19 protein-coding genes are annotated in these 21,323 nt (G+C 66.8%); 12 read left to right on the top strand and 7 right to left on the bottom strand.

What is annotated here, in order from left to right; all coding sequences use genetic code 11:
* Window positions 1-2: 2 nt before the first annotated feature.
* From FN976_RS26025 to FN976_RS26035, 3 genes are all read right to left on the bottom strand, one after another.
* The gene (locus tag FN976_RS26025) at window positions 3-1,895 is read right to left on the bottom strand and encodes a propionate--CoA ligase (RefSeq protein ID WP_145896461.1); all 1,893 of its coding nucleotides are present in this window, start codon (window positions 1,893-1,895) and stop codon (window positions 3-5) included.
* Window positions 1,896-1,978: 83 nt separating this feature from the next.
* On the bottom strand, window positions 1,979-2,596 hold the full coding sequence (locus FN976_RS26030) for an isochorismatase family protein (protein ID WP_145896463.1): 618 nt from the start codon (window positions 2,594-2,596) through the stop codon (window positions 1,979-1,981).
* Window positions 2,597-2,618: 22 nt separating this feature from the next.
* Window positions 2,619-3,719, bottom strand: coding sequence for a PQQ-dependent sugar dehydrogenase (locus FN976_RS26035; protein WP_186511199.1), 1,101 nt, complete (start codon window positions 3,717-3,719; stop codon window positions 2,619-2,621).
* A gap of 135 nt (window positions 3,720-3,854) precedes the next feature.
* Here FN976_RS26035 and FN976_RS26040 point away from each other — a divergent pair, with 135 nt between their 5' ends.
* The 9 genes from FN976_RS26040 (at window position 3,855) to FN976_RS26080 (ending at window position 10,232) form a co-directional block, all read left to right on the top strand.
* The gene (locus FN976_RS26040) at window positions 3,855-4,457 is read left to right on the top strand and encodes a C40 family peptidase (RefSeq protein ID WP_145896468.1); all 603 of its coding nucleotides are present in this window, start codon (window positions 3,855-3,857) and stop codon (window positions 4,455-4,457) included.
* Window positions 4,458-4,573: 116 nt separating this feature from the next.
* Complete coding sequence (locus FN976_RS26045; protein WP_145896470.1) at window positions 4,574-5,074, top strand: (2Fe-2S)-binding protein; 501 nt, start codon at window positions 4,574-4,576, stop codon at window positions 5,072-5,074.
* Complete coding sequence (locus FN976_RS26050) at window positions 5,071-7,257, top strand: xanthine dehydrogenase family protein molybdopterin-binding subunit (protein WP_145896472.1); 2,187 nt, start codon at window positions 5,071-5,073, stop codon at window positions 7,255-7,257. The genes FN976_RS26045 and FN976_RS26050 overlap by 4 nt, the downstream gene beginning before the upstream one ends.
* Before the next feature lie 16 nt (window positions 7,258-7,273).
* Entirely contained in the window at window positions 7,274-7,711 is a 438-nt protein-coding gene (soxX, locus tag FN976_RS26055; protein ID WP_145896476.1) for a sulfur oxidation c-type cytochrome SoxX, read from the top strand.
* A gap of 10 nt (window positions 7,712-7,721) precedes the next feature.
* Window positions 7,722-8,195: a SoxY-related AACIE arm protein gene (locus FN976_RS26060; RefSeq protein ID WP_145896479.1), complete on the top strand. Its 474-nt coding sequence runs from the start codon at window positions 7,722-7,724 to the stop codon at window positions 8,193-8,195.
* Entirely contained in the window at window positions 8,195-8,515 is a 321-nt protein-coding gene (gene soxZ, locus FN976_RS26065; protein WP_145896481.1) for a thiosulfate oxidation carrier complex protein SoxZ, read from the top strand. Before FN976_RS26060 ends, soxZ begins: the two co-directional genes overlap by 1 nt.
* Window positions 8,512-9,285 carry a sulfur oxidation c-type cytochrome SoxA gene (soxA, locus tag FN976_RS26070; protein ID WP_255440854.1) on the top strand — a complete coding sequence of 258 codons (774 nt, stop codon included), beginning with the start codon at window positions 8,512-8,514 and terminating at the stop codon, window positions 9,283-9,285. The genes soxZ and soxA overlap by 4 nt, the downstream gene beginning before the upstream one ends.
* A gap of 9 nt (window positions 9,286-9,294) precedes the next feature.
* Window positions 9,295-9,759 carry an EVE domain-containing protein gene (locus tag FN976_RS26075; protein WP_145896485.1) on the top strand — a complete coding sequence of 155 codons (465 nt, stop codon included), beginning with the start codon at window positions 9,295-9,297 and terminating at the stop codon, window positions 9,757-9,759.
* Window positions 9,756-10,232, top strand: coding sequence for a pilin (locus FN976_RS26080; protein WP_145896487.1), 477 nt, complete (start codon window positions 9,756-9,758; stop codon window positions 10,230-10,232). Before FN976_RS26075 ends, FN976_RS26080 begins: the two co-directional genes overlap by 4 nt.
* Before the next feature lie 5 nt (window positions 10,233-10,237).
* Here the strand turns inward: FN976_RS26080 and lpdA are convergent, their stop codons facing one another.
* Genes lpdA through aceE form a run of 4 tightly spaced genes read right to left on the bottom strand, consistent with a single transcriptional unit; the run spans window position 10,238 to window position 17,045 of the window.
* A complete protein-coding gene (gene lpdA, locus FN976_RS26085; RefSeq protein WP_145896489.1) occupies window positions 10,238-12,025 on the bottom strand; it encodes a dihydrolipoyl dehydrogenase in 1,788 nt (595 codons plus the stop codon).
* Entirely contained in the window at window positions 12,022-12,615 is a 594-nt protein-coding gene (locus FN976_RS26090) for an Ntn hydrolase family protein (protein WP_145896491.1), read from the bottom strand. The genes lpdA and FN976_RS26090 overlap by 4 nt, the downstream gene beginning before the upstream one ends.
* Window positions 12,616-12,627: 12 nt before the next feature.
* On the bottom strand, window positions 12,628-14,277 hold the full coding sequence (gene aceF / locus FN976_RS26095) for a dihydrolipoyllysine-residue acetyltransferase (protein WP_145896493.1): 1,650 nt from the start codon (window positions 14,275-14,277) through the stop codon (window positions 12,628-12,630).
* A 56-nt stretch (window positions 14,278-14,333) separates the two neighbouring features.
* Window positions 14,334-17,045: a pyruvate dehydrogenase (acetyl-transferring), homodimeric type gene (aceE, locus tag FN976_RS26100; RefSeq protein WP_145896495.1), complete on the bottom strand. Its 2,712-nt coding sequence runs from the start codon at window positions 17,043-17,045 to the stop codon at window positions 14,334-14,336.
* 181 nt (window positions 17,046-17,226) lie between these two features.
* On the opposite strand from aceE, the gene FN976_RS26105 reads away from it, so the two are divergent.
* The 3 genes from FN976_RS26105 to FN976_RS26115 are packed head-to-tail and all read left to right on the top strand — an operon-like array spanning window position 17,227 to window position 21,260.
* Window positions 17,227-19,782: a PAS domain-containing sensor histidine kinase gene (locus FN976_RS26105; RefSeq protein ID WP_145896497.1), complete on the top strand. Its 2,556-nt coding sequence runs from the start codon at window positions 17,227-17,229 to the stop codon at window positions 19,780-19,782.
* A complete protein-coding gene (locus FN976_RS26110) occupies window positions 19,779-20,405 on the top strand; it encodes a response regulator transcription factor (RefSeq protein WP_145896499.1) in 627 nt (208 codons plus the stop codon). Before FN976_RS26105 ends, FN976_RS26110 begins: the two co-directional genes overlap by 4 nt.
* Before the next feature lie 3 nt (window positions 20,406-20,408).
* Window positions 20,409-21,260, top strand: coding sequence for a bifunctional methylenetetrahydrofolate dehydrogenase/methenyltetrahydrofolate cyclohydrolase (locus FN976_RS26115; RefSeq protein ID WP_145896501.1), 852 nt, complete (start codon window positions 20,409-20,411; stop codon window positions 21,258-21,260).
* Window positions 21,261-21,323: the final 63 nt, after the last annotated feature.

The raw sequence follows: 21,323 nt of genomic DNA on the forward strand, positions 1-21,323 counted from the left end.
GGCTAGGCCAATAGGTCCTTGATCTGTTGCAGCGCTGATGGATCCTCGATGGTGGTCAGGTCACCGGGGTCACGCCCTTCGCACACCGCCTGGATCGCGCGGCGCAGGAGCTTCCCGCTGCGCGTCTTGGGCAGCAGCGTCACGAAGCGCACCCGCGCCGGCCGCGCGACGGCGCCCAGCTGGTCGTCGACCACTTTCATGATGTCGCCTTCGAGCTTCAGGCGCGCGGCGTCGTCATGGACGGCCGTGGTGTCCCGGATGACGACGAAAGCCATCGCGACCTGGCCCTTGAGCGGGTCGGCGACGCCGACGACCGCGACTTCGGCCACGTTCGGATGGCTCGAGATGCTCTCCTCGATCTCGCGCGTGCCGAGCCGGTGCCCCGCCACGTTGATCACGTCGTCGGTGCGGCCGAGGATGTAGAAGTAGCCGTCCTTGTCGCGGATGCCCCAGTCGAAGGTGCTGTAGACCTGCTGCCCGGGAATGCTGGACCAGTAGGTGCTGACGAAGCGCTCGTCGTCGCGCCACACCGTCTGCATGAACCCCGGCGGCGTGGGACCGGCGATCACGACCACGCCCTTCTGGTCGGGCTCGGTCAATTCCTCGCCGGTGGACTCATGCACGATCTTCACGTCGTAGCCATACATGGGCACGCCCGGGCTGCCGAATTTGCTGGCCTGCTTTTCCACGCCGTTGGCGATGGTGAGGATGGGCCAGCCGCTCTCGGTCTGCCAGTAGTTGTCGATGATGGGCACGCCCAGCCCGTCGCTGATCCAGCGCGCGGTCGGCTCGTCCAGCGGCTCGCCCGCCAGGAACAGCGCCTTCAGGCTGGACAGGTCGTACTTCTTCAGGAATGCCGGATCCTGCTTCTTCAGCACGCGCACCGCGGTCGGCGCGCTGAACATCGACGTGACCTTGTACTTTTCGACCAGGCTCCACCAGATGCCGGCGTCGGGCCGGATCGGCAGGCCCTCGTACATGATGGTCGCCATGCCGGCGATCAGCGGACCGTAGACGATGTAGCTGTGGCCCACGACCCAGCCGATATCGCTGGTGGAGAAATACGTCTCGCCCGGTTCGCCGAGGAAGATGTGCTTCATGCTGGCCGCCAGGGCCACCGCGTAGCCGCCGACGTCGCGTTGCACACCCTTGGGACGGCCCGTGGTTCCACTGGTGTAGATGGTGTAGCTGATGTCCGTGGAATCCAGCCACACGCAAGGCACTTGCACGTCGGCATGGCGTTGCGCGAGCTCGGCCCAGTCGTGGTCGCGGCCAGGCGACCTTTCCATCGGCGCCAGGCCGCGGTCGACCAGCAGGAGCGATGCCGGCTTGTGCGCGGACAACCGGATCGCTTCGTCCAGCAGCGGCTTGTACGCCAGCACCTTGCCGGCCCTCGACCCCGCGTCGGCGCTCACGATCACCGACGGCGTGAAGTCTTCGATGCGCGAGGCCAGCGACACCGATGCGAACCCCCCGAACACCACCGAATGGATCGCGCCGATGCGGGCGCAGGCTAGCATCGCGAAGGCGGCCTCCGCGATCATCGGCATGTAGATCAGGACGCGATCGCCCCGGGCGACCCCGAGCGACAGCAGCACCGCGGCCATCTTCTGCACTTCCGCGTGCAGTTCCCGGAAGGTGTAGACCTTCTCCTGGTTCGTCTCCGTGGAAACATAGATCAGCGACGCCTGGTCCGCGCGGTCCTTCAGGTGCCGGTCCACCGCGTTGTGGCAAAGGTTGGTGGTGCCGCCGGCGAACCAGTGCACGAAGGGCGGGCGGCTCGCGTCGCAGATGGTCGCGGGCCGCGTCTTCCAGTCGATCAGCCGGGCCTGCTCGGCCCAGAACGCGTCGCGGTCCGTGAGCGAGCGGCGATGGAAGTCGGCGTAGTTCGTCATGCCTCTTGTCTCCTGGTACGGGGCGCCGCGATTGTTGTCGCGCGACTTTGCGAGGAACTGACGCCGGACTGTCCCGCCAATGACTATTTGACCAGTGCCAGCACGTCCTTGAACCGCGGGTGTTCCGCATCTTGCAGCCATTCGAAGGCCACCATCTCGGTCGTCACCAGTTCCGCGCCGGCGCCGGCCAGGCGGTCGAAGGCGGCGTCACGGCTGCGCTCGGTGCGCGAGCTGCAGGCGTCGGTGACGACCCAGACCTCGAACTCTTCCTCGAGCAGGCCGAGCGCGGTTTGCAGCAGGCAGACGTGCGCCTCGCAGCCGGCCAGGACGATGCTCTCGCGCCCTGGGGCGGGCGGCGGCACCGCCTTTTGCAGGTGCTTGGGCAGGCTGCGCGCGTTGCCGCCCTGCCCGCCTTGGCCTGCCTTCGCCGCCGGGCGCAGCTTGGGGATGAGCACGCTCGAGCCGTCGAAGGCGATCTTCGACAGCACGCGGCCGGCCACCAGCGGCTGCAAATCAGCGACGGTGCCGCCCAGCCCTGCGGGGTTCTCTTCGGTGGCCCAGAACGGGACCTCCAGCAACTGCGCGATTCGTGCCAGCCGCACGGCATTGGCGACGGCTTCGGCGCCTGCGTGGATGGAGGGCATCAGGCGCTGCTGGTAGTCCACCAGCACCAATTGGCATTCGTCGGCTTGCATCAGCATGGGGGGATTATCCCGCCGCAAGTCACTGCCGCAACCGGAGCAACTGCCCTTGCGCGCTGTCGGTGACGACGTAGAGCCAGCCGTCGGGGCTTTGGCGCACGTCGCGGACGCGGCCCACGCCCTCCAGCAGCTTGTGCTCGCGCACGACCTTCCCCTCGGCAAGCTCCAGCCGGGCCAGGTAGCCGAACTTCAACGAGCCGACGAACAGGTTGCCGCGGGCCGCCGCGCCATATTTGTCGCTGGTGAGGAAGGCCATGCCCGATGGCGCGATGGACGGCACCCAGTATTTCAGCGGCTGCTCCAGGCCGGCGCGTTCGGTGATGCCCTCGCCGATCTTGCCGCCGCCATAGTTCTCGCCATAGGTGATCACGGGCCAGCCATGGTTGCGCCCGGCGCGCGCGATGTTGATTTCGTCGCCGCCCTGCGGGCCATGCTCATGGGTCCAGAGCGCGCCGTCCGGCCCCAGCGCGGCGCCCTGCATGTTGCGGTGGCCGTAGCTCCAGATCTCCGGCAGCGCGCCGGCCCGGCCCACGAAGGGGTTGTCCCTGGGCGCCGTGCCGTCCTTCTGGATGCGCACCACCTTGCCGTGGTGCGTGTCCAGCGTCTGCGCGTCGCGCATGCGCGAGTAGCGGTCGCCGAGCGTCAGGAACAGATGTCCGTCGCGCGTTTCCACGATCCGGCAGCCGAAGTGGTGGCTGCTTTCCACCTTCGGCTTGCCGCTGAAGATGACCCGCACGTTCTCCAGCCGGCTCAAGTCGTCCGAAAGCTTCGCGCGCGCCAGGGCCGTGCTGTTTCCGCCGGCGCCGGGCTCCGAGAAACAGAAGTACAGCTCGCGGTTGCGGTCGAACCCGGAGTCCAGCACCACGTCCAGCAGGCCGCCCTGGCCCCGCGCCACGACCTCGGGCACGCCGGCCAACGGCTTCCCCAGCCTGCCGTCCGCTTCGACGACGCGCATGCGGCCCGGGCGTTCGGTCACGAGGAAGCGGCCTTGCGGCAGGAAGGCCACCGCCCACGGATTCTCCAGGCCGGAGGCGATGGTCTCCGTGCGCCAGGCCTGGGCCCAGGCAGAGGGATTCGTGAGAACTGCCACAATGGCGGCGGCCAGAAAGCGGGTGTATCGCATGGCCGGATTCTTCCTCATTGGCCGGTCGCGCGGGGTTCGGTCCCCAGAATCTTTCCAAATTTCCATACAGATCAACAGTTTGCCCGCGAATCTTCGCTTGACTTCTCAATGCCGAACCGGCTAAGCTCCGCCTCCATGACCCGTTGGCTCAGCATTGCCCTGCTCGCCTGGTGCGCCGGCGCACAGGCAGCGCCCGCGACTTCGGCCGAAGACGACGTGGGACGCTTCATGGCGGAAAAGGGCTTTCTGGACCGCCTGGACCAGGTTCGCCATTCGGTCACGGACCGGGTGGTCGAACAGGCTGGCACGGTGGCGCATCGCGCATCCGACCTGGTCGTCTCCGCCATGGGCTTCCTGGGTGTCCCTTACCGGCGTGGCGGCAACTCGATCGATACCGGCTTCGATTGCAGTGGCTTCGTGAAAGCCATGTTCGAACAGACCGTGGGCCTGGTGCTGCCGCGGCGCGCCAACGAGCAGGCCGCCGCCACGCAGAAGATCGAGCGGCGCGAACTGCAGCCTGGCGACCTGGTGTTCTTCAACACCATGAAGCGCACTTTCAGCCACGTGGGCATCTACGTCGGCGACAACAAATTCATTCATTCGCCCAAGCCTGGTGCGCAGGTGCGCGTCGAAGACATGGGCAACTCGTATTGGGATCGCCGGTTCGACGGCGCGCGCCGCGTCCTCACGCCGGTCGCCGCGCAGGCCCAGGCGCCAATTCCCGTCCTGCTCCCCTGATTCGCCGGCCGCCCACGCGGTCGAATTGCCTCTGCTGCAAACCCTCCTGCAAGGTTCGCGGGCCGCGCGTACCATGCGCGACGGCTCATCCACCCAGCAGAGAAGGACCAAGGGGCATGGCGAAACTCAACGTGAACGGCGCGGTGCGCGAATTCGACGCGGAGGGGGACACGCCCCTGCTGTGGGTGCTGCGGGAGCAGCTGGGCCTGACCGGCACCAAGTACGGCTGCGGCATCGCTGCCTGCGGCTCCTGCACAGTGCACCTGGACGGCGTTCCCACGCGCAGCTGCGTGCGGCCGGTCTCCACGGTCGGCCCCGAAGAAAAGATCGTGACCATCGAGGGCCTGTCGCGCGACGGCTCCCACCCCTTGCAGAAGGCCTGGGTCGCGCTCGACGTCCCGCAATGCGGCTACTGCCAGAGCGGGATGCTCATGGCCGCGGCGGCCCTGCTGAAGGCCAAGCCCAATCCGACCGATGCCGACATCGACGACGCGATGAGCAACATCTGCCGCTGCGGCACGTACAACCGCGTCCGTGCGGGCATCAAGGCGGCGGTGCAAGGCAGTACGCGCAGCGCGGGCCTGGCCATCCAGCACGCCGATGGGAGCGTCACGTGAGCGCCGTCCCCTCCTCGATCGACCGTCGCGGTTTCCTGAAGGTTTCGGCAGGCGCAGGCCTGGTGATCGGCTTCCACATCCCATTCGCCGGGACGGCCACCGCGCAGGCCATGGCGCCCGAAATCAACGCCTGGGTGGTCGTGAAGCCCGACGACACGGTGATCATCCGCATCGCCCGCTCCGAGATGGGCCAGGGCACGCTGACGGGCCTGGCGCAACTGGCCGCCGAGGAACTGGAATGCAACTGGGCCAAGGTGACCACCGAGTACCCGACGCCTGGCGCGAACCTGGCGCGCAAGCGCGTGTGGGGCAACTACTCGACCGGCGGCAGCCGCGGCATCCGCGAGTCGCACGACTACGTGCGCAAGGGCGGCGCTGCCGCCCGCGTGATGCTGGTGCAGGCCGCGGCCAATGAATGGAAGGTGCCGGTGGCCGAATGCCGGGCCGCCAACAGCGTGGTGACACACGCACCGAGCGGCCGCACGCTGACCTATGGAAAGCTGGCGGACGCCGCCGGCAAGCTGACCCCTCCCGCCGACGTGCCGCTGAAGGACCCCAAGGACTGGAAGCTGGTCGGCAAGCGCATGGCCCGGCTGGACACCGTCGAAAAGGTCACCGGCAAGCAGATCTACGGCGCGGATCTCCAGATGCCGGGCATGCTGAACGCCGCCATCAAGGACTGCCCCGTCTTCGGCGGCAAGGTGAAGAGCTTCAACGCCGCCGCCATCGAGCGGCGGCCGGGCGTGAAGAAGGTGGTCCGGGTCGGCGACAGCGCCGTGGCCGTGGTGGCCGACACCTGGTGGCGCGCCAAGACCGCCCTGGACGCGTTGCCGATCGAATGGGACCTGGGGCCCAACGCCAAGGAATCCAGTGCCACGGTGGCGGCCATGCTCAAGGCGGGCCTGGACGCCCCGGACGCGGCCGTGGGCAACCAGAACGGCGATGCGAAAGCCGCGCTGGCCTCCGCCTCGCGTGTGATCGAAGCGGTGTATTCCTATCCGCACCAGAACCACGCGACGATGGAGCCGATGAACGCGACGGCCCGCTACACGCCGGAGCGCTGCGAAGTCTGGACGCCCACGCAGAACGGCGAAGCCGCGCTCGCGGCCGCCAGCGAAGCTTCGGGTCTGCCGGCCGACAAGTGCGAGGTCTACAAGCTGCACCTGGGCGGTGGCTTCGGCCGCCGCGGCGCCATCCACGACTGGGTGCGCCAATCCGTCGAGATCGCCAAACAGATGCCCGGCGTGCCGGTCAAGCTGCTCTGGTCGCGCGAGGAAGACATGCTGCACGGCCGCTTCCATCCCGTCACCCAGTGCAAACTGCGGGCCGGCGTGGACGCGCAGGGCAACGTGACGGCGCTGCACATGCGCATCTCCGGCCAGTCGATCCTGGCAGGCGTGTTCCCGCAGAACATCCGCAACGGGCTCGATCCCGTGCAATTCCAGGGGCTGAACTCGCCCGGGCCGGAGGCTTCGATCGGCTACAGCTTCCCGAACCTGCTGGTGGACCACGCGATGCGCAACCCGCCCGTGCCGCCGGGCTTCTGGCGCGGCGTCAACCTGAACCAGAACGCGATCTACCTCGAGTGTTTCGTCGATGAAGTGGCCGCGGCCCTCGGGCAGGATCCGCTCGCGCTGCGCCGCAAGCTGATGGCGAGCCATCCCAAGCACCTGGGTGTGCTCAATGCCGTGGCCGAGAGATCGGGCTGGGGCCGGCCCGCGCCCGACGTCAACGGGCAGAAGGTCTTCCGCGGCCTGGCGCAGACCATGGGCTTCGGCAGCTACGTCGCCGCGTGCGCCGAGGTTTCGGTGAATGCGGAAGGGGAGCTGAAGATCCACCGCATCGTCGCCGCGACTGACCCGGGCCATGCCGTGAATCCGCAGCAGATCGAGGCCCAGGTCGAAGGCTCGTTCGCCTACGGGCTGTCGGCCGCACTCTTCGGCGAGTGCACGCTGAAGGACGGCCGCATCGAGCAGGACAACTTCAGCACCTACCCGGTGGTGCAGATGCGGCACATGCCCAAGGTGGAGACCATCGTCATGCCCAGCGGCGGCTTCTGGGGCGGCGTCGGCGAGCCGACGATCGCCGTGGCCGCGCCGGCCGTGCTGAATGCGATCTTCGCGGCCACCGGCAAGCGCATCCGCGACCTGCCGCTGAAGAACCAGAGCCTGAAGCGGGCCTGAACAGGCAGCCATGGCCATGCGGCGCTTCTTGGCCGGCATGTCCATGGTGTGTCTGGTCCAGGCGGCGGATGCCCAGGGCATCGTGCGGTATGAGGTCGTTGGCGATGCCGTCCCCTCGCCCCTGACTGCGGAGCCCGGAGATCCCGCGCGTGGCCGAACCATCGTGGCCAATCGCCAAGCCGGCCTGTGCCTGCTGTGCCACAGCGGCCCCATCCCCGAGGAACGCTTCCAGGGCAATCTGGCGCCCGACCTGGCGGGCGCCGGCGCGCGCTACAGCCCAGGCCAGCTCCGTCTGCGCCTGGTGGATCCGCGGCGCGTCAATCCGCAGAGCTTCATGCCCTCGTTCCATTCCGAACACAACCCGTCCCGTGTCGGTGGCAACTGGGCCGGCAAGCCCATCCTGACAGCTCAGCAGGTGGAAGACGTCGTCGCCTACCTTGCGACATTGCGCTAGGCTTCGCTGCATGACGGACGCCACACTTCGTACATGGCCACGTCGGCACCTGCTGCAGTTGGGGGCCGCGGCTGTCGGGGCCTCCTGGCTGGACCGGGTCAGCGCGCAAGACGCCGGCGAGATGGCCAAGGCGATCGCGCAATTCGCCGGTGCGCAGCAGGTCCGCACCGGACGCGTCAAGCTGGACATCGCCCCCCTGGTCGACAACGGCAACGTGGTCCCGATGCGCGTGACGGTCGAGAGCCCGATGTCGGCGGCGGACCACGTCGCGGAGATCGCCGTCTTCAACGAGAAGAACCCGCAGCGCGACGTGGCGCGCTTCACGCTGGGCCCACGCAGCGGCAAGGCCGACGTCGCGACACGCATCCGCCTCGCGACCAGCCAGAAGCTCGTGGCGCTCGCGCGCATGAGCGATGGCAGCGTCTGGTCCGATACCGTGAATGTGGTGGTCGTGCTCGCCGCCTGCATCGAGGGGGAAAGCTGATGGCGCGTGCCCTGATCCACATGCCGCCCTCTGCCCGCAAGGGCGAGGTGATCGAAGTGCGGGCGCTGATCGCGCATCCCATGGAGACGGGTTACCGGCCCGGCGCGGACGGCCGCGTGCTGCCGCGCGACATCATCCGGCGCTTCACCTGCCGCTACAACGGCGAAGTGGTCTTCGCCGCGGAGCTGTACCAGGCGGTTTCGGCGAATCCGTACCTGAGCTTCCATGCGCTCGTGACGGACAGTGGCTCCCTCGAATTCGAATGGCAAGGCGACAACGGTTTCGCGCAGACCGAGCGCATGGCCTTGCAGGTGACGTGAGCACCGCCCGGCTGGCCGTCATGGTCGCGGTCGCGCTGGTGCTGGGTTGTGCCGCGCCGCCGTCGACCCAACCGGCCCGCCGGTCCGGTTTCAAAGACATGAGCCCGGCCACGCAGGCGATGCAGCGCGACGACAGTGCCAACCCCGCGATGCTGTGGGTGCGCGACGGCGAACAGCTTTGGGCACGAACCGAGGGCGCGCCGGCGCGCTCCTGTGCGAGCTGCCACGGCGACGCGAAAGCCATGCGCGGCGTGGCGGTGCGCTTTCCGGCCTGGGATGACGCGTTGCGCCGTCCCGTCAATCTCGGGACGCGGATCAACCTGTGCCGGCAACGCCATCAGGGCCTGCCACCCTGGCCGGCCGAGAACGGATCGCTGCTGGGCCTGGAGGCTTTCCTGGCATTGCAGTCGCGCGGTCTGCCGATCGCGCCCCCGGAGGACCGGCGGCTGCTGCCGCACCGGGAACGCGGCGAGAAACTGTTCGGCGAGCGCATCGGCCAACTCGCGCTGTCATGCGCCCAATGCCACGATGAGCGCGCCGGCGGCAAGCTGGGTCCCGCGCTGATCCCGCAGGGCCAGGCGACGGGCTACCCCATCTATCGCCTGGAGTGGCAGGGCCTGGGGTCGCTCGGCCGGCGCGTGCGCAACTGCATGACCGGGGTGCGAGCCGAGCCGCTTGCGCATGGCAGCGTGGAAATGGCGGAGCTGGAGCTGTACCTGGCAGCACGCGCGATGGGCATGCCGCTGGAAACGCCAGCCGTCCGGCCTTAGGAGGAATGCATGACGAAGCAATACTGGCTGATGAAGTCCGAGCCCGACGAGGTCTCGATCGACGATGCGCTCGCCGCGCCGAAGCAGACCGTCGCCTGGACGGGCGTGCGCAACTACCAGGCGCGCAACTTCATGAAGGACGTGATGCGGGTCGGCGATGGCGTGCTGTTCTATCACTCGAGCTGCCCGGAGCCCGGCATCGCGGGCATCGCGGAAGTGGCGTCCACGCCCTACCCCGATCCGTCGCAGTTCGACAGGAAGTCACCCTACTTCGATGCGGCGTCCAAGCTCGAGTCACCGCGCTGGACGCTGGTAGACGTGCGTGCGTTGCGCAAGACCCGACTGCTGGGCCTGCCCGAGATGCGTGAGACACCCGCTCTGGCGGGCTTGCTGGTGCTGAAAAAGGGCAATCGGCTGTCGATCACGCCGGTGTCGGCGGAGCACTGGCGCGTGATCGAGAAACTGCTGACGTGAATGCCTGCCGGGGCTTCTCGCTGCTGGAACTGCTCGCCGCCCTGGCGGTGATGTGCATCCTGCTGCTGATTGCCCTGCCGAGCTACACCGACCGGATCGTCCGCGAGCAGGTCGTCGAGGCGTTGCCGCTCGCCAACCTCGCCAAGCCGGCCGTCGAGGCGGCCTGGCGCAACGGCGAGCCACTGCCTGCCGACAACGCGGCGGCTGGCCTGCCGGCTGGCGACAAGATCGTGAATGCCGTGGTGACTTCGGTGACGCTCCAGGACGGCGCCGTCCACATCGTCTTCGGCCACCGCGCGCACCCGTCGCTGCGCGGACGAACGCTCACCTTGCGGCCGGCGGGCGTGGAAGACGCGCGGGTGGTGCCGGTGGTCTGGCTGTGCGGGCGCGCCGCGCCACCGCCGCCGATGGCTGCGCACGGCACCGACCGGACCGACGTTCCGGCCGGCCTGCTGCCGTTGCGCTGCCGCTGAATGGATTACTTTTTCTGCGCCGGCACGTCCGTGCACGTGCCGTGCGCGATCTCCGCCGCCATGCCGATGCTTTCGCCCAGCGTGGGGTGCGGGTGGATCGTCTTGCCGATGTCGACTTCGTCGGCACCCATCTCGATGGCCAGGGCCACTTCGCCGATCATGTCGCCGGCATGCGTACCGACGATGCCGCCGCCCAGGATGCGGTGCGTCTGCGCGTCGAACAGCAGCTTCGTGAAGCCCTCGTCGCGCGTGTTGGCGATGGCGCGGCCGGAAGCCGTCCAGGGGAAGTGGCCCTTCTTGATGGCGATGCCTTCGGCCTTGGCCTGGTCCTCGGTGAGGCCGACCCAGGCAACCTCGGGATCCGTGTAAGCGACGCTGGGGATCACGCGTGCGTTGAACGCGGACTTCTCACCGGCCGCGGCCTCGGCCGCCACGTGCGCTTCGTGCACCGCCTTGTGCGCCAGCATCGGCTGTCCGACGATGTCGCCGATGGCGAAGATGTGCGGCACGTTGGTGCGCATCTGGATGTCGACCGGGATGAAGCCGCGATCGGTCACGGTGACACCCGCCTTGTCGGCGCCGATCTTTTTGCCGTTGGGGCTGCGGCCGACGGCCTGCAGCACCACGTCATACAGCTGCGGCTCCTTCGGCGCCTGCTCGCCTTCGAATTTCACCAGGATGCCGTCCTTGGTCGCCTCGGCGCCAACGGTCTTGGTCTTCAGCATGATGTTGTCGAAGCGCGGCGCGTTCATCTTCTGCCAGACCTTGACCAGGTCGCGGTCGGCGCCCTGCATCAGGCCGTCCAGCATCTCGACCACGTCGAGGCGCGCGCCCAGCGTGGAATACACCGTGCCCATCTCCAGCCCGATGATGCCGCCGCCGAGGATGAGCATCCGCTTGGGGTCGCCGGCCAGTTCCAGCGCGCCCGTGGAATCCACCACGCGCGGATCCTTGGGCATGAAAGGCAGGTGCACCGCCTGCGAGCCGGCCGCGATGATGCAGTTCTTGAACTTGACCGTCTGCTTCTTGCCCGTCTTTTCCTGGCCGGTCGCTCCGGTGGTCTCTTCGACCGACAGGTGGTACGGGTCCAGGAAAGCGCCGACACCGCGCACGACGGTGACCTTGCGCATCTTGGCCATGGCGCTCAAGCCGCCGGTGAGCTTGCCCACCACCTTGTCCTTGTGCGCCTTCAGCTTGGGGCGGTCGATCGTGGGCTTGCCGAACGTCACACCAAGCGACTCGAAGTGACTGGCTTCGTCCATGACCGCGGCCACGTGCAGCAGCGCCTTCGACGGAATGCAGCCGACGTTCAGGCAGACGCCACCCAGGGTGGCGTACCGTTCGACCAGCACGACTTTCATGCCGAGGTCGGCGGCGCGGAAGGCGGCGGAGTAGCCGCCGGGTCCCGCGCCCAGGACGAGCATGTCGCAGTCGAGATCTGCACCGCCGGCGTACGAAGAAGCAACAGGTGCTGGGCCGGCCGCGGCAGGTGCCGGCGCGGGCGCAGCAGGGGCGGACTTGGGCGCAGTTGCAGGTTCGGCAGCGGCGCCCGCGGCACCCTCGATCAGCACCACCACCGAACCTTCGGCGACTTTGTCACCGACCTTGACCTTGACCTCCTTCACCACGCCCGCGTGCGTCGAAGGAATCTCCATCGAGGCCTTGTCGCTCTCCACCGTCACCAGCGACTGCTCCACCTTGATCGTGTCGCCGGGCTTCACCAGCACCTCGATCACGGCCACCTCCTCGAAGTCCCCGATGTCGGGGACCTTCACTTCCGTCAAGCTGCTCATTTTGTTTCTTTCGTCGCTTTGATCGTGAAGATGTCGCAGGGAGTCGCCGAGTTGCGGTCGAACTCGCAGCCGGCGCCGATGCCGGCTTCCGCCACTTCCTTGGCCGTCTTGGCTTTCGCATACACCGCATGCATCGCACCCAACGCGAAGCTGCGCCCGGAGCCGATGCCCCAGAACTCCTTGAACTCGAACACCTCACGGTAGCTGTACAAGCCGTAGATGCCGGTCGCGTTGGCGATCACCACGCTGAACTGGCTGGACTCGTACGGGTCGCTGTCTTCCTCCTTGGTCTGCAGGAAGAAGTTGTCCTTCAGGTACGGATGCAGCTTGGTGAACGTATCGAACACCTCATCCTTGCTTCCGAGCTTCAGCAGCTCGCGGGGCATCGACCCCATCGCCTTGCGCAACACGGGGAAGTGGGCGACGGTGCCGGCCATGCCGATGTAGCTGGGGCCGGCGTCCGTGTCGACCTGGAAGATCTTGGTGTTGCTTTCGAAGCGGTGCGCGAGACGCGTGTCGCCGAAAGTCACGAGGGTGTCGGCCGCGATCGCGATCTGACCGGCCTTCTTCACCACCACAACAGTTGTCATTTCTTCTGGTTCTTAGAGCAGTACACGGCGGAAGTCCGCCAGGATCTGTCCCAGATAGGCATTGAAGCGCGCCGCGGAAGCGCCGTCGATGACCCGGTGGTCCCACGACAGCGAAAGCGGCAGCATCAACCTCGGCTGGAACTGCTTGCCGTCCCACACCGGTTCGGTCTGGGACTTGCACACTCCGAGGATAGCCACTTCCGGCGCGTTGATGATGGGTGTGAAGTAACGCCCGCCGATCCCGCCGAGCGACGAGATCGTGAAACAGGCACCTGACATGTCGGCGGGGCCCAGCTTGCCGTCGCGTGCCTTCTTGGCAAGTTCGCCCATTTCCTGGCTGATCTGCAGCACGCCCTTCTTGTCGCAGTCGCGGATGACTGGAACGACCAGGCCGTTGGGCGTGTCGGCTGCGAAACCGATGTGGTAGTAGCTCTTCAGCACGAGCTCGTCACCGTCGAGCGAGCTGTTGAAGTCGGGAAACTTCTTGAGGGCAGCCACCGAAGCCTTGATGAGGAAGGCGAGCATGGTCACCTTGACGCCGGCCTTCTCGTTCTCCTTGTTGGTCGAGACACGGAAAGCTTCCAGCTCGGTGATGTCGGCGTCGTCATGGTTGGTGACGTGCGGGATCATCACCCAGTTGCGGTGCAGGTTCGCCCCGCTGATCTTCTTGATGCGCGACAGCGGCTTGCGCTCGACCGGGCCGAACTTCGTGAAGTCGACCTTGGGCCAGGGCAGCAGGCCGAGCGCCTCGCCGCCACCGCCGCCGGCCGGCGCCTTGGCGGCCGATGCCTTGGTCTGTGCGGTGCCGGACATCACGGCCTTGGTGAATGCCTGCACGTCCTCCTGCGTGATGCGGCCCTTGGGACCGCTGCCCTTCACTTCGTCCAGCGGCACGCCGAGTTCACGCGCGAACTTGCGCACGGAGGGCGAGGCATGCGGGAGATTGCCGGTGGGTGTGCCGGGTTCGTGCGGAGGCAAGGCCGCAGTCGGCGGCGTGCGCTCCTGGGATGGGCTCCCTCCCCCTCCGGGGGAGGGTTGGGGTGGGGACGCGCTGGCCGAGGTCGTTGCAGGAGGCGAAGCACTTCCGGCCGAGCCTTCGACGACAGCGATCAAGTCGCCGATGTTGACCTTGTCGCCGACCTTGACCTTGAGTTCCTTCAGGGTGCCGGCGGACGATGACGGGATCTCCATCGATGCCTTGTCCGATTCCACCGTGATCAGGGACTGCTCGACCTGGATGGCGTCACCAGGCTTGACCAGGATTTCGATGACGGCGACATCCTTGAAGTCGCCGATGTCGGGCACGTGGACGTTGATGCTCTGGCTCCCTCCCCCACCGGGGGAGGGTTGGGGTGGAGGCGCTGCAGGCGGCGAAGATGCAGCCGCCGGCGCAGCTGCCGCAGCAGGCGCCGGTGCCGCCGCTTCCGCCGACTCCACCACCGCGATCACCGTCCCCTCTTTGACCTTGTCGCCGAGCTTGATCTTCAATTCCTTGACGACGCCGCCGTGGCTGGAGGGAATCTCCATCGAGGCCTTGTCCGACTCCACCGTGGCCAGCGACTGCTCCGGCTTGATGGTGTCCCCGGGTTTCACGAGCAGTTCGATGACCGCGACTTCCTCGAAGTCCCCGATGTCGGGGACTTTCACTTCGACCAGTGCCATGTTCTTGTTCTCCGGTTTCTTGTTGTCTTTCGCGGCCGCGATGGCCAGGCCGAGTATCAGGCGTACAGCGGATTGATCTTGTCGGCCTGGATGCCGTACTTCTTGATGGCCTCGGACACCTTGGCTGCCGGTACCGCACCATCCTCGGCCAGGCCCTTGAGCGCGGCGACCACGATGTAGTGGCGGTTGACCTCGAAGTGCTCGCGCAGCTTGCTGCGGAAATCGCTGCGGCCAAAACCATCGGTGCCCAGCACCTTGTAGGCGCGGCCCTTGGGGATGAATGCGCGGATCTGCTCCGCGTACGCCTTCATGTAGTCGGTCGAGGCGACGATCGGCCCGACGGATTTTTCGAGCTGCTGCGTCACGAACGGCACCCGCGCCTTGCCGTCCGGGTGCAGCAGGTTGTGGCGCTCGCAGTCCTGGCCGTCGCGGGTGAGCTCGTTGAAGCTCGGGCAGCTCCAGACATCGGCGGCGACGCCCCAGTCTTTCTCGAGGAGGTCCTGGGCCGCGATGGACTCGCGCAGGATGGTGCCGCTGCCCAGCAGTTGCACGCGCGGCTTGCCCTTGAGCTTTTCGCCCGGCTTGCACACGTACATGCCCTTCACGATCTGCTCCTCGGTGCCGGGCTGCAGGCCGGGCATCGGGTAGTTCTCGTTCAGCAGGGTGATGTAGTAGAAGACGTTCTCCTGCCGCTCCACCATGCGCTTCATGCCGTCCTGCATGATCACCGCGACTTCGTGGGCGAAGGTCGGGTCGTAGCTCACGCAATTCGGGATGGTGCCGGCCAGGATGTGGCTGTGGCCGTCCTCGTGCTGCAGGCCTTCGCCGTTCAGCGTCGTGCGGCCCGAAGTGCCGCCGAGGAGAAAGCCGCGCGCCTGCATGTCGCCGGCCGCCCAGCACAGGTCACCCACGCGCTGCAGGCCGAACATCGAGTAGTAGATGTAGAACGGCACCATGATGCGGTTGCTGGTGCTGTAGCTGGTGGCCGCGGCGATCCAGCTGGCCATGCCCCCGGCTTCGTTGATGCCTTCCTGCAGGATCTGGCCGTCCAGTGTTTCCTTGTAATAGGACACCTGGTCGCGGTCCTGCGGGGTGTAGTTCTGGCCGGCCGGGTTGTAGATGCCGATCTGGCGGAACAGGCCTTCCATGCCGAAGGTACGCGCCTCGTCGACCAGGATGGGAACGATGCGCGGCCCCAGTTCCTTGTCACGCAGCAGGGCGGTGAGGAAGCGCACATACGCTTGCGTCGTGCTGATTTCGCGGCCTTCGGCCGTCGGCTCGGTGACCGACTTGAAGGCGTCGAGGCCGGGCACCGTGAACTTCTCGTCGGCCTTCACGCGGCGCTTGGGCAGGTAGCCGCCCAGCGCCTTGCGGCGGGCGTGCAGGTACTCCATCTCGGGCGTGTGCTCGGCCGGCTTGTAGAACGGGATGTCGGCGAGTTGTTCGTCCGGGACCGGGATGTTGAAGCGATCGCGGAAGGCGCGGATGTCCTCGTCGGTCAGCTTCTTGGCCTGGTGGGCGATGTTCTTCGCCTCGCCGGCCTTGCCCATGCCGAAGCCCTTGACCGTCTTGATCAGGAGCACCGTCGGCTGGCCCTTGTGCTTGACCGCGCGGTCGTAGGCCGCGTACACCTTCTGCGGGTCGTGGCCGCCGCGTTGCAGGCGCCAGATGTCGTCGTCGCTCATCTTGGCGACCATTTCGAGCGCCTTGGGATGGCGGCCGAAGAAGTTCTTTCGCACGAACGCACCATCGTTCGCCTTCATCGCCTGGTAGTCACCATCCAGCGTGTCCATCATGATCTTGCGCAGGACGCCTTCCTTGTCGCGCGCGAGCAGCGGATCCCAGTAGCTGCCCCAGATCAGCTTGATGACGTTCCAGCCGGCGCCGCGGAATTCGCCTTCCAGCTCCTGGATGATCTTGCCGTTGCCGCGCACCGGCCCGTCGAGGCGCTGCAGGTTGCAGTTGACGACGAAGATCAGGTTGTCGAGCTTCTCGCGCGCCGCCACGCCGATGGCGCCCAACGACTCCACTTCGTCCATTTCGCCGTCGCCCAGGAAGGCCCATACCTTCCGGTTCTCGGTATTGGCGATGCCGCGCGCGTGCAGGTACTTGAGGAAGCGCGCCTGGTAGATGGCCATCAGCGGGCCCAGGCCCATCGATACCGTCGGGAACTGCCAGAACTCGGGCATGAGTTTGGGGTGGGGATAGCTCGAAAGCCCCTTGCCGTCGACTTCCTGGCGGAAATTGAGCAACTGGTCTTCCGTCAGGCGCCCTTCCAGGTAGGCGCGCGCGTAGATGCCGGGCGAGCTGTGGCCCTGGATGTACAGGCAATCCCCGCCGTGGTTCTCGCTCTCGGCGTGCCAGAAGTGGTTGAAGCCCGCGCCGAACATGTTGGCCAGCGAGGCGAAGGAGCTGATGTGGCCGCCGAGGTCGCCACCGTCGGCGGGATGCAGCCGGTTCGCCTTCACCACCATCGCCATGGCGTTCCAGCGCATGTAGGCGCGCAGGCGTTCCTCGATCTCGAGGTTGCCCGGGCAGCGCTCTTCGTCCTGCGGCTCGATGGTGTTGACGTAGCCGGTGGTGGCGGAGAACGGCATGTCGATGCCCTCCTGCCGCGCCTGTTCCAGGAGCTGCTCCAGCAGGAAGTGCGCGCGTTCGCGCCCTTCGCTGGCCACGACGGCCGACAGGGCGTCGATCCATTCACGGGTTTCCTGGGCATCGCCGTCGTTGGCGGCGCCCCCGAACAGGTTGTCGGGCTGTGCGGACATGCTTGTCTCCTTGATTGGCTTTCGAGCGAATTTAGTACGGCGAACCGTGCAACGGGGAAAGTGTCGCATAGATCGTTCGTGATTTCAAATAGTGCTTCTACGTACCATAATGCGAAATTCGAACGAAGCATCCATGGGTGTTTCCACTCTGTCGAAGTCACAGCCCTACACTATTGGGCACATGCAAGACGCACCCGCTTCCGAGCTGCTGCCGGAAAGCAAAAACCCGAACCCGGCCTGGTGGCGCCACTGGTGGCGCCGCCAGACCCCGACCCGCCAGGACCGCTTCGCCATGCTGGCGCCGCTGGCGGCGGTGATGCTGTTCCTGGCCGCCATCATTTCCGCTTTCTGGTACCTGCGGCTGGAGGAGATGGACCGCGAGCAGGAAGCCGTGAAGCGCGACGTCGAATACGCGCAGCAGCGCGTCCGCCTGCGCCTGCTGGAGCGGCAGGAGCAGCTGATGCGCATCGCACGCGACATTTCCAACAAGGAAGTCGACGCCGACGAATTCGTCGTCCGTGCCGAATCGATGCTGGCGCAGTATCCCGAATTGCAGGTGCTGACGTGGATCGACGAGCGGCGCCGCATCAAGGCCAGCTATTCAGCCCCGAGCATGATGGGCGGCCTGCTGCGCGTGCCCGGCGAAGTGCTGCGGCCGGGCGAGACCGAAAGCATGTACGGCCTGGCACGCGACCTCCAGCAGCCGGTCTACTCGCAGCCCGTCGCCGGCACCGAAGGCACAGGCCTGCTGCAACTGCACGTCCCGCTGGCCGACCAGAGCCGTTTCGGCGGCGTGATCCTCGGCGAATACTCCATCGACGGCCTGCTGCGCTACGCGGTGCCGGCGGAGATCTCGGCGAAGTACGCCGTCGCCCTGCTGGACGGCAAGAACCGCATGCTGGCCGGCAACACCGTGCCGCCGCGCAATCCGGCGACCCAGCTCCTGCCCTGGGCGGCGCAGCCGAACGAATACGAGGTTCCGGTTTCGCCGGTGGGCAACGGACTGATCCTGCGCGCGCAGGCCTATCGCACCTCGCTCGGCGTCATCGGCAGCGGCCTGTTCTGGCTGGTGATCGCACTGGCCGCCATGACGGCCTGGATGCTGATCGCGAATTGGCGCCACACCCGCCGGCGCGTGCAGGCGCAGCAGGCGCTGGTTGCCGAAACCAATTTCCGGCGTGCCATGGAAAACTCCATGCTGACCGGCATGCGCGCGCTCGACATGCACGGGCGCATCACGTACGTCAATGCGGCCTTCTGCCAGATGACCGGCTGGAGCGAGGCCGAGCTCGTGGGGCGGACTCCGCCCTTCCCCTACTGGCCCGAACAGGACCGCGAAATGCTCGCCGCCCGTCTGGACGACGAACTGCACGGCCGCACCATCCCTGGCGGCTTCCAGGTGCGCGTGAAGCGCAAGGACGGCAGCCTGTTCGACGCGCGGCTCTACGTCTCGCCGCTGGTCGATGCCAAGGGCCACCAGACCGGCTGGATGACGTCGATGACCGACATCACGGAGCCGAATCGCATCCGCGAGCAGCTGCAGGCGTCGCACGAGCGCTTCACCACCGTGCTGGAAGCGCTGGACGCTTCGGTGTCGGTCGCGCCGCTGGGCAGCGAAGAGCTGCTCTTCGCCAACAAGCTGTACCGGCTCTGGTTCGGTGGGCAGGCGGGCGGGCATCTGCAGATGGTGGCGCAGGCCGGCGTGGCCGAGGCACCGCGCACCACCGACGAGGCGATGGACGAAGTCGATTCCTTCGTCGGCCTGCCGACCGGCCAGCTGACCACCGCCATCTCGGAGAACGCCGAGATCTTCGTCCCCGAACTGGGCAAGTGGCTCGAAGTGCGTTCGCGGTACCTGAACTGGGTGGATGGCCGCCTGGCGCAGATGGTCATCGCCACGGACATCACCGCCCGGCGCCATGCGGAAGAACAGTCGGCGGCCCAGGCCGAGCGCGCGCAGTCCGCCAGCCGCCTGATCACCATGGGCGAAATGGCCTCCAGCGTCGCGCACGAACTGAACCAGCCGCTGACCGCCATCACCAACTACTGCAACGGACTGGTGTCGCGCATCAAGAGCCGGCAGATCAGCGACGAGGACATGCTGGCCGCGCTGGACAAGACGTCGCGCCAGGCCCAGCGGGCCGGCCAGATCATCCAGCGCATCCGCAGTTTCGTGAAACGCAGCGAGCCGAACCGCACGCTGTCGGACATCAATGTGATGGTGGCCGAGGCCCTGGAACTCGCCGAGATCGAACTGCGGCGGCGCAACGTGCGCCTGTCGCACTACGTGGCCGCGCGGCTGCCGAAGCTCATGGTCGACCCGATCCTGATCGAGCAGGTGCTGGTCAACCTGCTGCGCAATGCGGCCGAGGCCATCGAGCATGCCAGGCGACCAGCCGGGCGGCGCAGCGTCGAGCTGCGGGTGATCCCGCGGCAGATCGACGTGCAGGCGGTCGTCGAATTTTCCGTGCTCGATTCGGGCCAGGGGCTTGCGCCCGAAGTGATGGAGCGGCTCTACGAAGCGTTCTTCTCCACCAAGGTCGAAGGCATGGGCATCGGCCTCAACCTCTGCCGCACCATCGTCGAATCGCACCACGGCCGGATGCAGGCGGAGAACATCTACAATGGAGCCGAAGTCGCCGGCTGCCGTTTTTCCTTCTGGATTCCAGTCTCCGGCGCTACAAATCCGATAGTGGCGAAGGACGTGGGCAAGGACACCGGGGTGACAACAGCATGAGTTTGATTCCCAAGAAGGGGACGGTCTACGTCGTGGACGACGACGAGGCCGTCCGCGACTCGCTGCAATGGCTGCTCGAGGGCAAGGACTACCGCGTCCGCTGCTTCGACTCCGCCGAGTCCTTTCTCGCCCGCTACGATCCGCGCGAGGTCGCCTGCCTGATCGTGGACATCCGCATGGGCGGCATGACGGGGCTGGAACTGCAGGACCGCATGGTGGAACGCAAGTCGCCCCTGCCCGTGGTTTTCATCACCGGCCACGGCGACGTGCCCATGGCGGTGAACACCATGAAGAAGGGCGCGATGGACTTCATCCAGAAGCCCTTCAAGGAAGACGAGCTGGTGGGCCTGGTCGAGCGCATGCTCGAACGCGCCAAGGACACGTTTGCCGAGTACCAGAGCGCGGCCAGCCGCGACGCGCTGCTGTCGAAGCTGACTTCGCGCGAGGCGCAGGTGCTGGAACGCATCGTCGCCGGCCGCCTGAACAAGCAGATCGCCGACGACCTGGGCATCAGCATCAAGACGGTGGAGGCGCACCGCGCCAACATCATGGAAAAGCTCAACGCGAACACGGTGGCCGATCTGCTGAAGATCGCGCTGGGCCAGCAGCCGCCGAAGGCGTAGGGCATGGCCGCGCAGCTGATCGATGGCAACGCGCTTGCCAAGCAAATCCGCGCCGAAGTGCAAGGCCGCACCCAGGCGCTGAAAGCGCGCGGGGTGCAGCCCGCGCTCGCGATCATCCTGGTCGGCGACGATCCCGCGAGCCAGGTCTACACGAAGCACAAAGTCAACGACAGCACGGAAACGGGGCTGGCGGCAACGCTGGAGCGTTATCCGGCGACGATGACGGAAGCGGACCTCCTCGCCCGCATCCGCCAGCTCAATGATGACCCGGCGGTGCACGGCATCCTCGTGCAGTTGCCCCTCCCCAGGCACATGGACAGCCACAAGGTGATCGAAACCATCTCGCCCGCCAAGGACGTCGACGGCTTCCACGTGGCGAGCGCCGGCGCGCTGATGGTCGGCCAGCCGGGTTACTGGCCCTGCACGCCGTACGGCTGCCTGAAGATGCTCGATTCGATCGGCTACGACCTCAAAGGCAAGCACGCGGTGGTCATCGGCCGCAGCAACATCGTTGGCAAGCCGATGGCGCTGATGCTGCTGGGGCGCGATGCCACGGTCAGCATCTGCCACAGCCGCACCAGTGATCTCAAGGCGCTCACCCTGCAGGCCGACGTGGTGGTCGCCGCCGTGGGCAGGCGCAACGTGCTGACGGCAGACATGGTGAAGCCGGGCGCCGTCGTCATCGACGTGGGGATGAACCGCAACGACGAAGGCAAGCTCTGCGGCGACGTGGATTTCGAAGGCGTGCGCCAGGTCGCGGGTTGGATCACGCCGGTGCCGGGCGGGGTGGGCCCCATGACGCGTGCCATGCTGCTCGTCAACACGCTCACGGCCGCGGAACGTTCCGCCGGCTGAGCTGGGGAGATTGGCTCCCGAATCGGGGCCATGAGCTTTGCCAATCCACGGCCCGGTTGAAAC

Source organism: Caenimonas sedimenti (assembly GCF_007833165.1).
In the GTDB taxonomy this organism is placed as follows: Bacteria; Pseudomonadota; Gammaproteobacteria; order Burkholderiales; family Burkholderiaceae_C; genus Ramlibacter; species Ramlibacter sedimenti.

Excerpts from the sequence above, each read along its gene's own strand:
- FN976_RS26025 (WP_145896461.1), bottom strand. The coding sequence starts at position 1,895 with ATGACGAACTACGCCGACTTCCATCGCCGCTCGCTCACGGACCGCGAC.
- FN976_RS26030 (WP_145896463.1), bottom strand. The coding sequence starts at position 2,596 with ATGCTGATGCAAGCCGACGAATGCCAATTGGTGCTGGTGGACTACCAG.
- FN976_RS26035 (WP_186511199.1), bottom strand. The coding sequence starts at position 3,719 with ATGCGATACACCCGCTTTCTGGCCGCCGCCATTGTGGCAGTTCTCACG.
- FN976_RS26040 (WP_145896468.1), top strand. The coding sequence starts at position 3,855 with ATGACCCGTTGGCTCAGCATTGCCCTGCTCGCCTGGTGCGCCGGCGCA.
- FN976_RS26045 (WP_145896470.1), top strand. The coding sequence starts at position 4,574 with ATGGCGAAACTCAACGTGAACGGCGCGGTGCGCGAATTCGACGCGGAG.
- soxX (WP_145896476.1), top strand. The coding sequence starts at position 7,274 with ATGCGGCGCTTCTTGGCCGGCATGTCCATGGTGTGTCTGGTCCAGGCG.
- FN976_RS26060 (WP_145896479.1), top strand. The coding sequence starts at position 7,722 with ATGACGGACGCCACACTTCGTACATGGCCACGTCGGCACCTGCTGCAG.
- soxZ (WP_145896481.1), top strand. The coding sequence starts at position 8,195 with ATGGCGCGTGCCCTGATCCACATGCCGCCCTCTGCCCGCAAGGGCGAG.
- FN976_RS26075 (WP_145896485.1), top strand. The coding sequence starts at position 9,295 with ATGACGAAGCAATACTGGCTGATGAAGTCCGAGCCCGACGAGGTCTCG.
- lpdA (WP_145896489.1), bottom strand. The coding sequence starts at position 12,025 with ATGAGCAGCTTGACGGAAGTGAAGGTCCCCGACATCGGGGACTTCGAG.
- FN976_RS26090 (WP_145896491.1), bottom strand. The coding sequence starts at position 12,615 with ATGACAACTGTTGTGGTGGTGAAGAAGGCCGGTCAGATCGCGATCGCG.
- aceF (WP_145896493.1), bottom strand. The coding sequence starts at position 14,277 with ATGGCACTGGTCGAAGTGAAAGTCCCCGACATCGGGGACTTCGAGGAA.
- aceE (WP_145896495.1), bottom strand. The coding sequence starts at position 17,045 with ATGTCCGCACAGCCCGACAACCTGTTCGGGGGCGCCGCCAACGACGGC.
- FN976_RS26105 (WP_145896497.1), top strand. The coding sequence starts at position 17,227 with ATGCAAGACGCACCCGCTTCCGAGCTGCTGCCGGAAAGCAAAAACCCG.
- FN976_RS26110 (WP_145896499.1), top strand. The coding sequence starts at position 19,779 with ATGAGTTTGATTCCCAAGAAGGGGACGGTCTACGTCGTGGACGACGAC.
- FN976_RS26115 (WP_145896501.1), top strand. The coding sequence starts at position 20,409 with ATGGCCGCGCAGCTGATCGATGGCAACGCGCTTGCCAAGCAAATCCGC.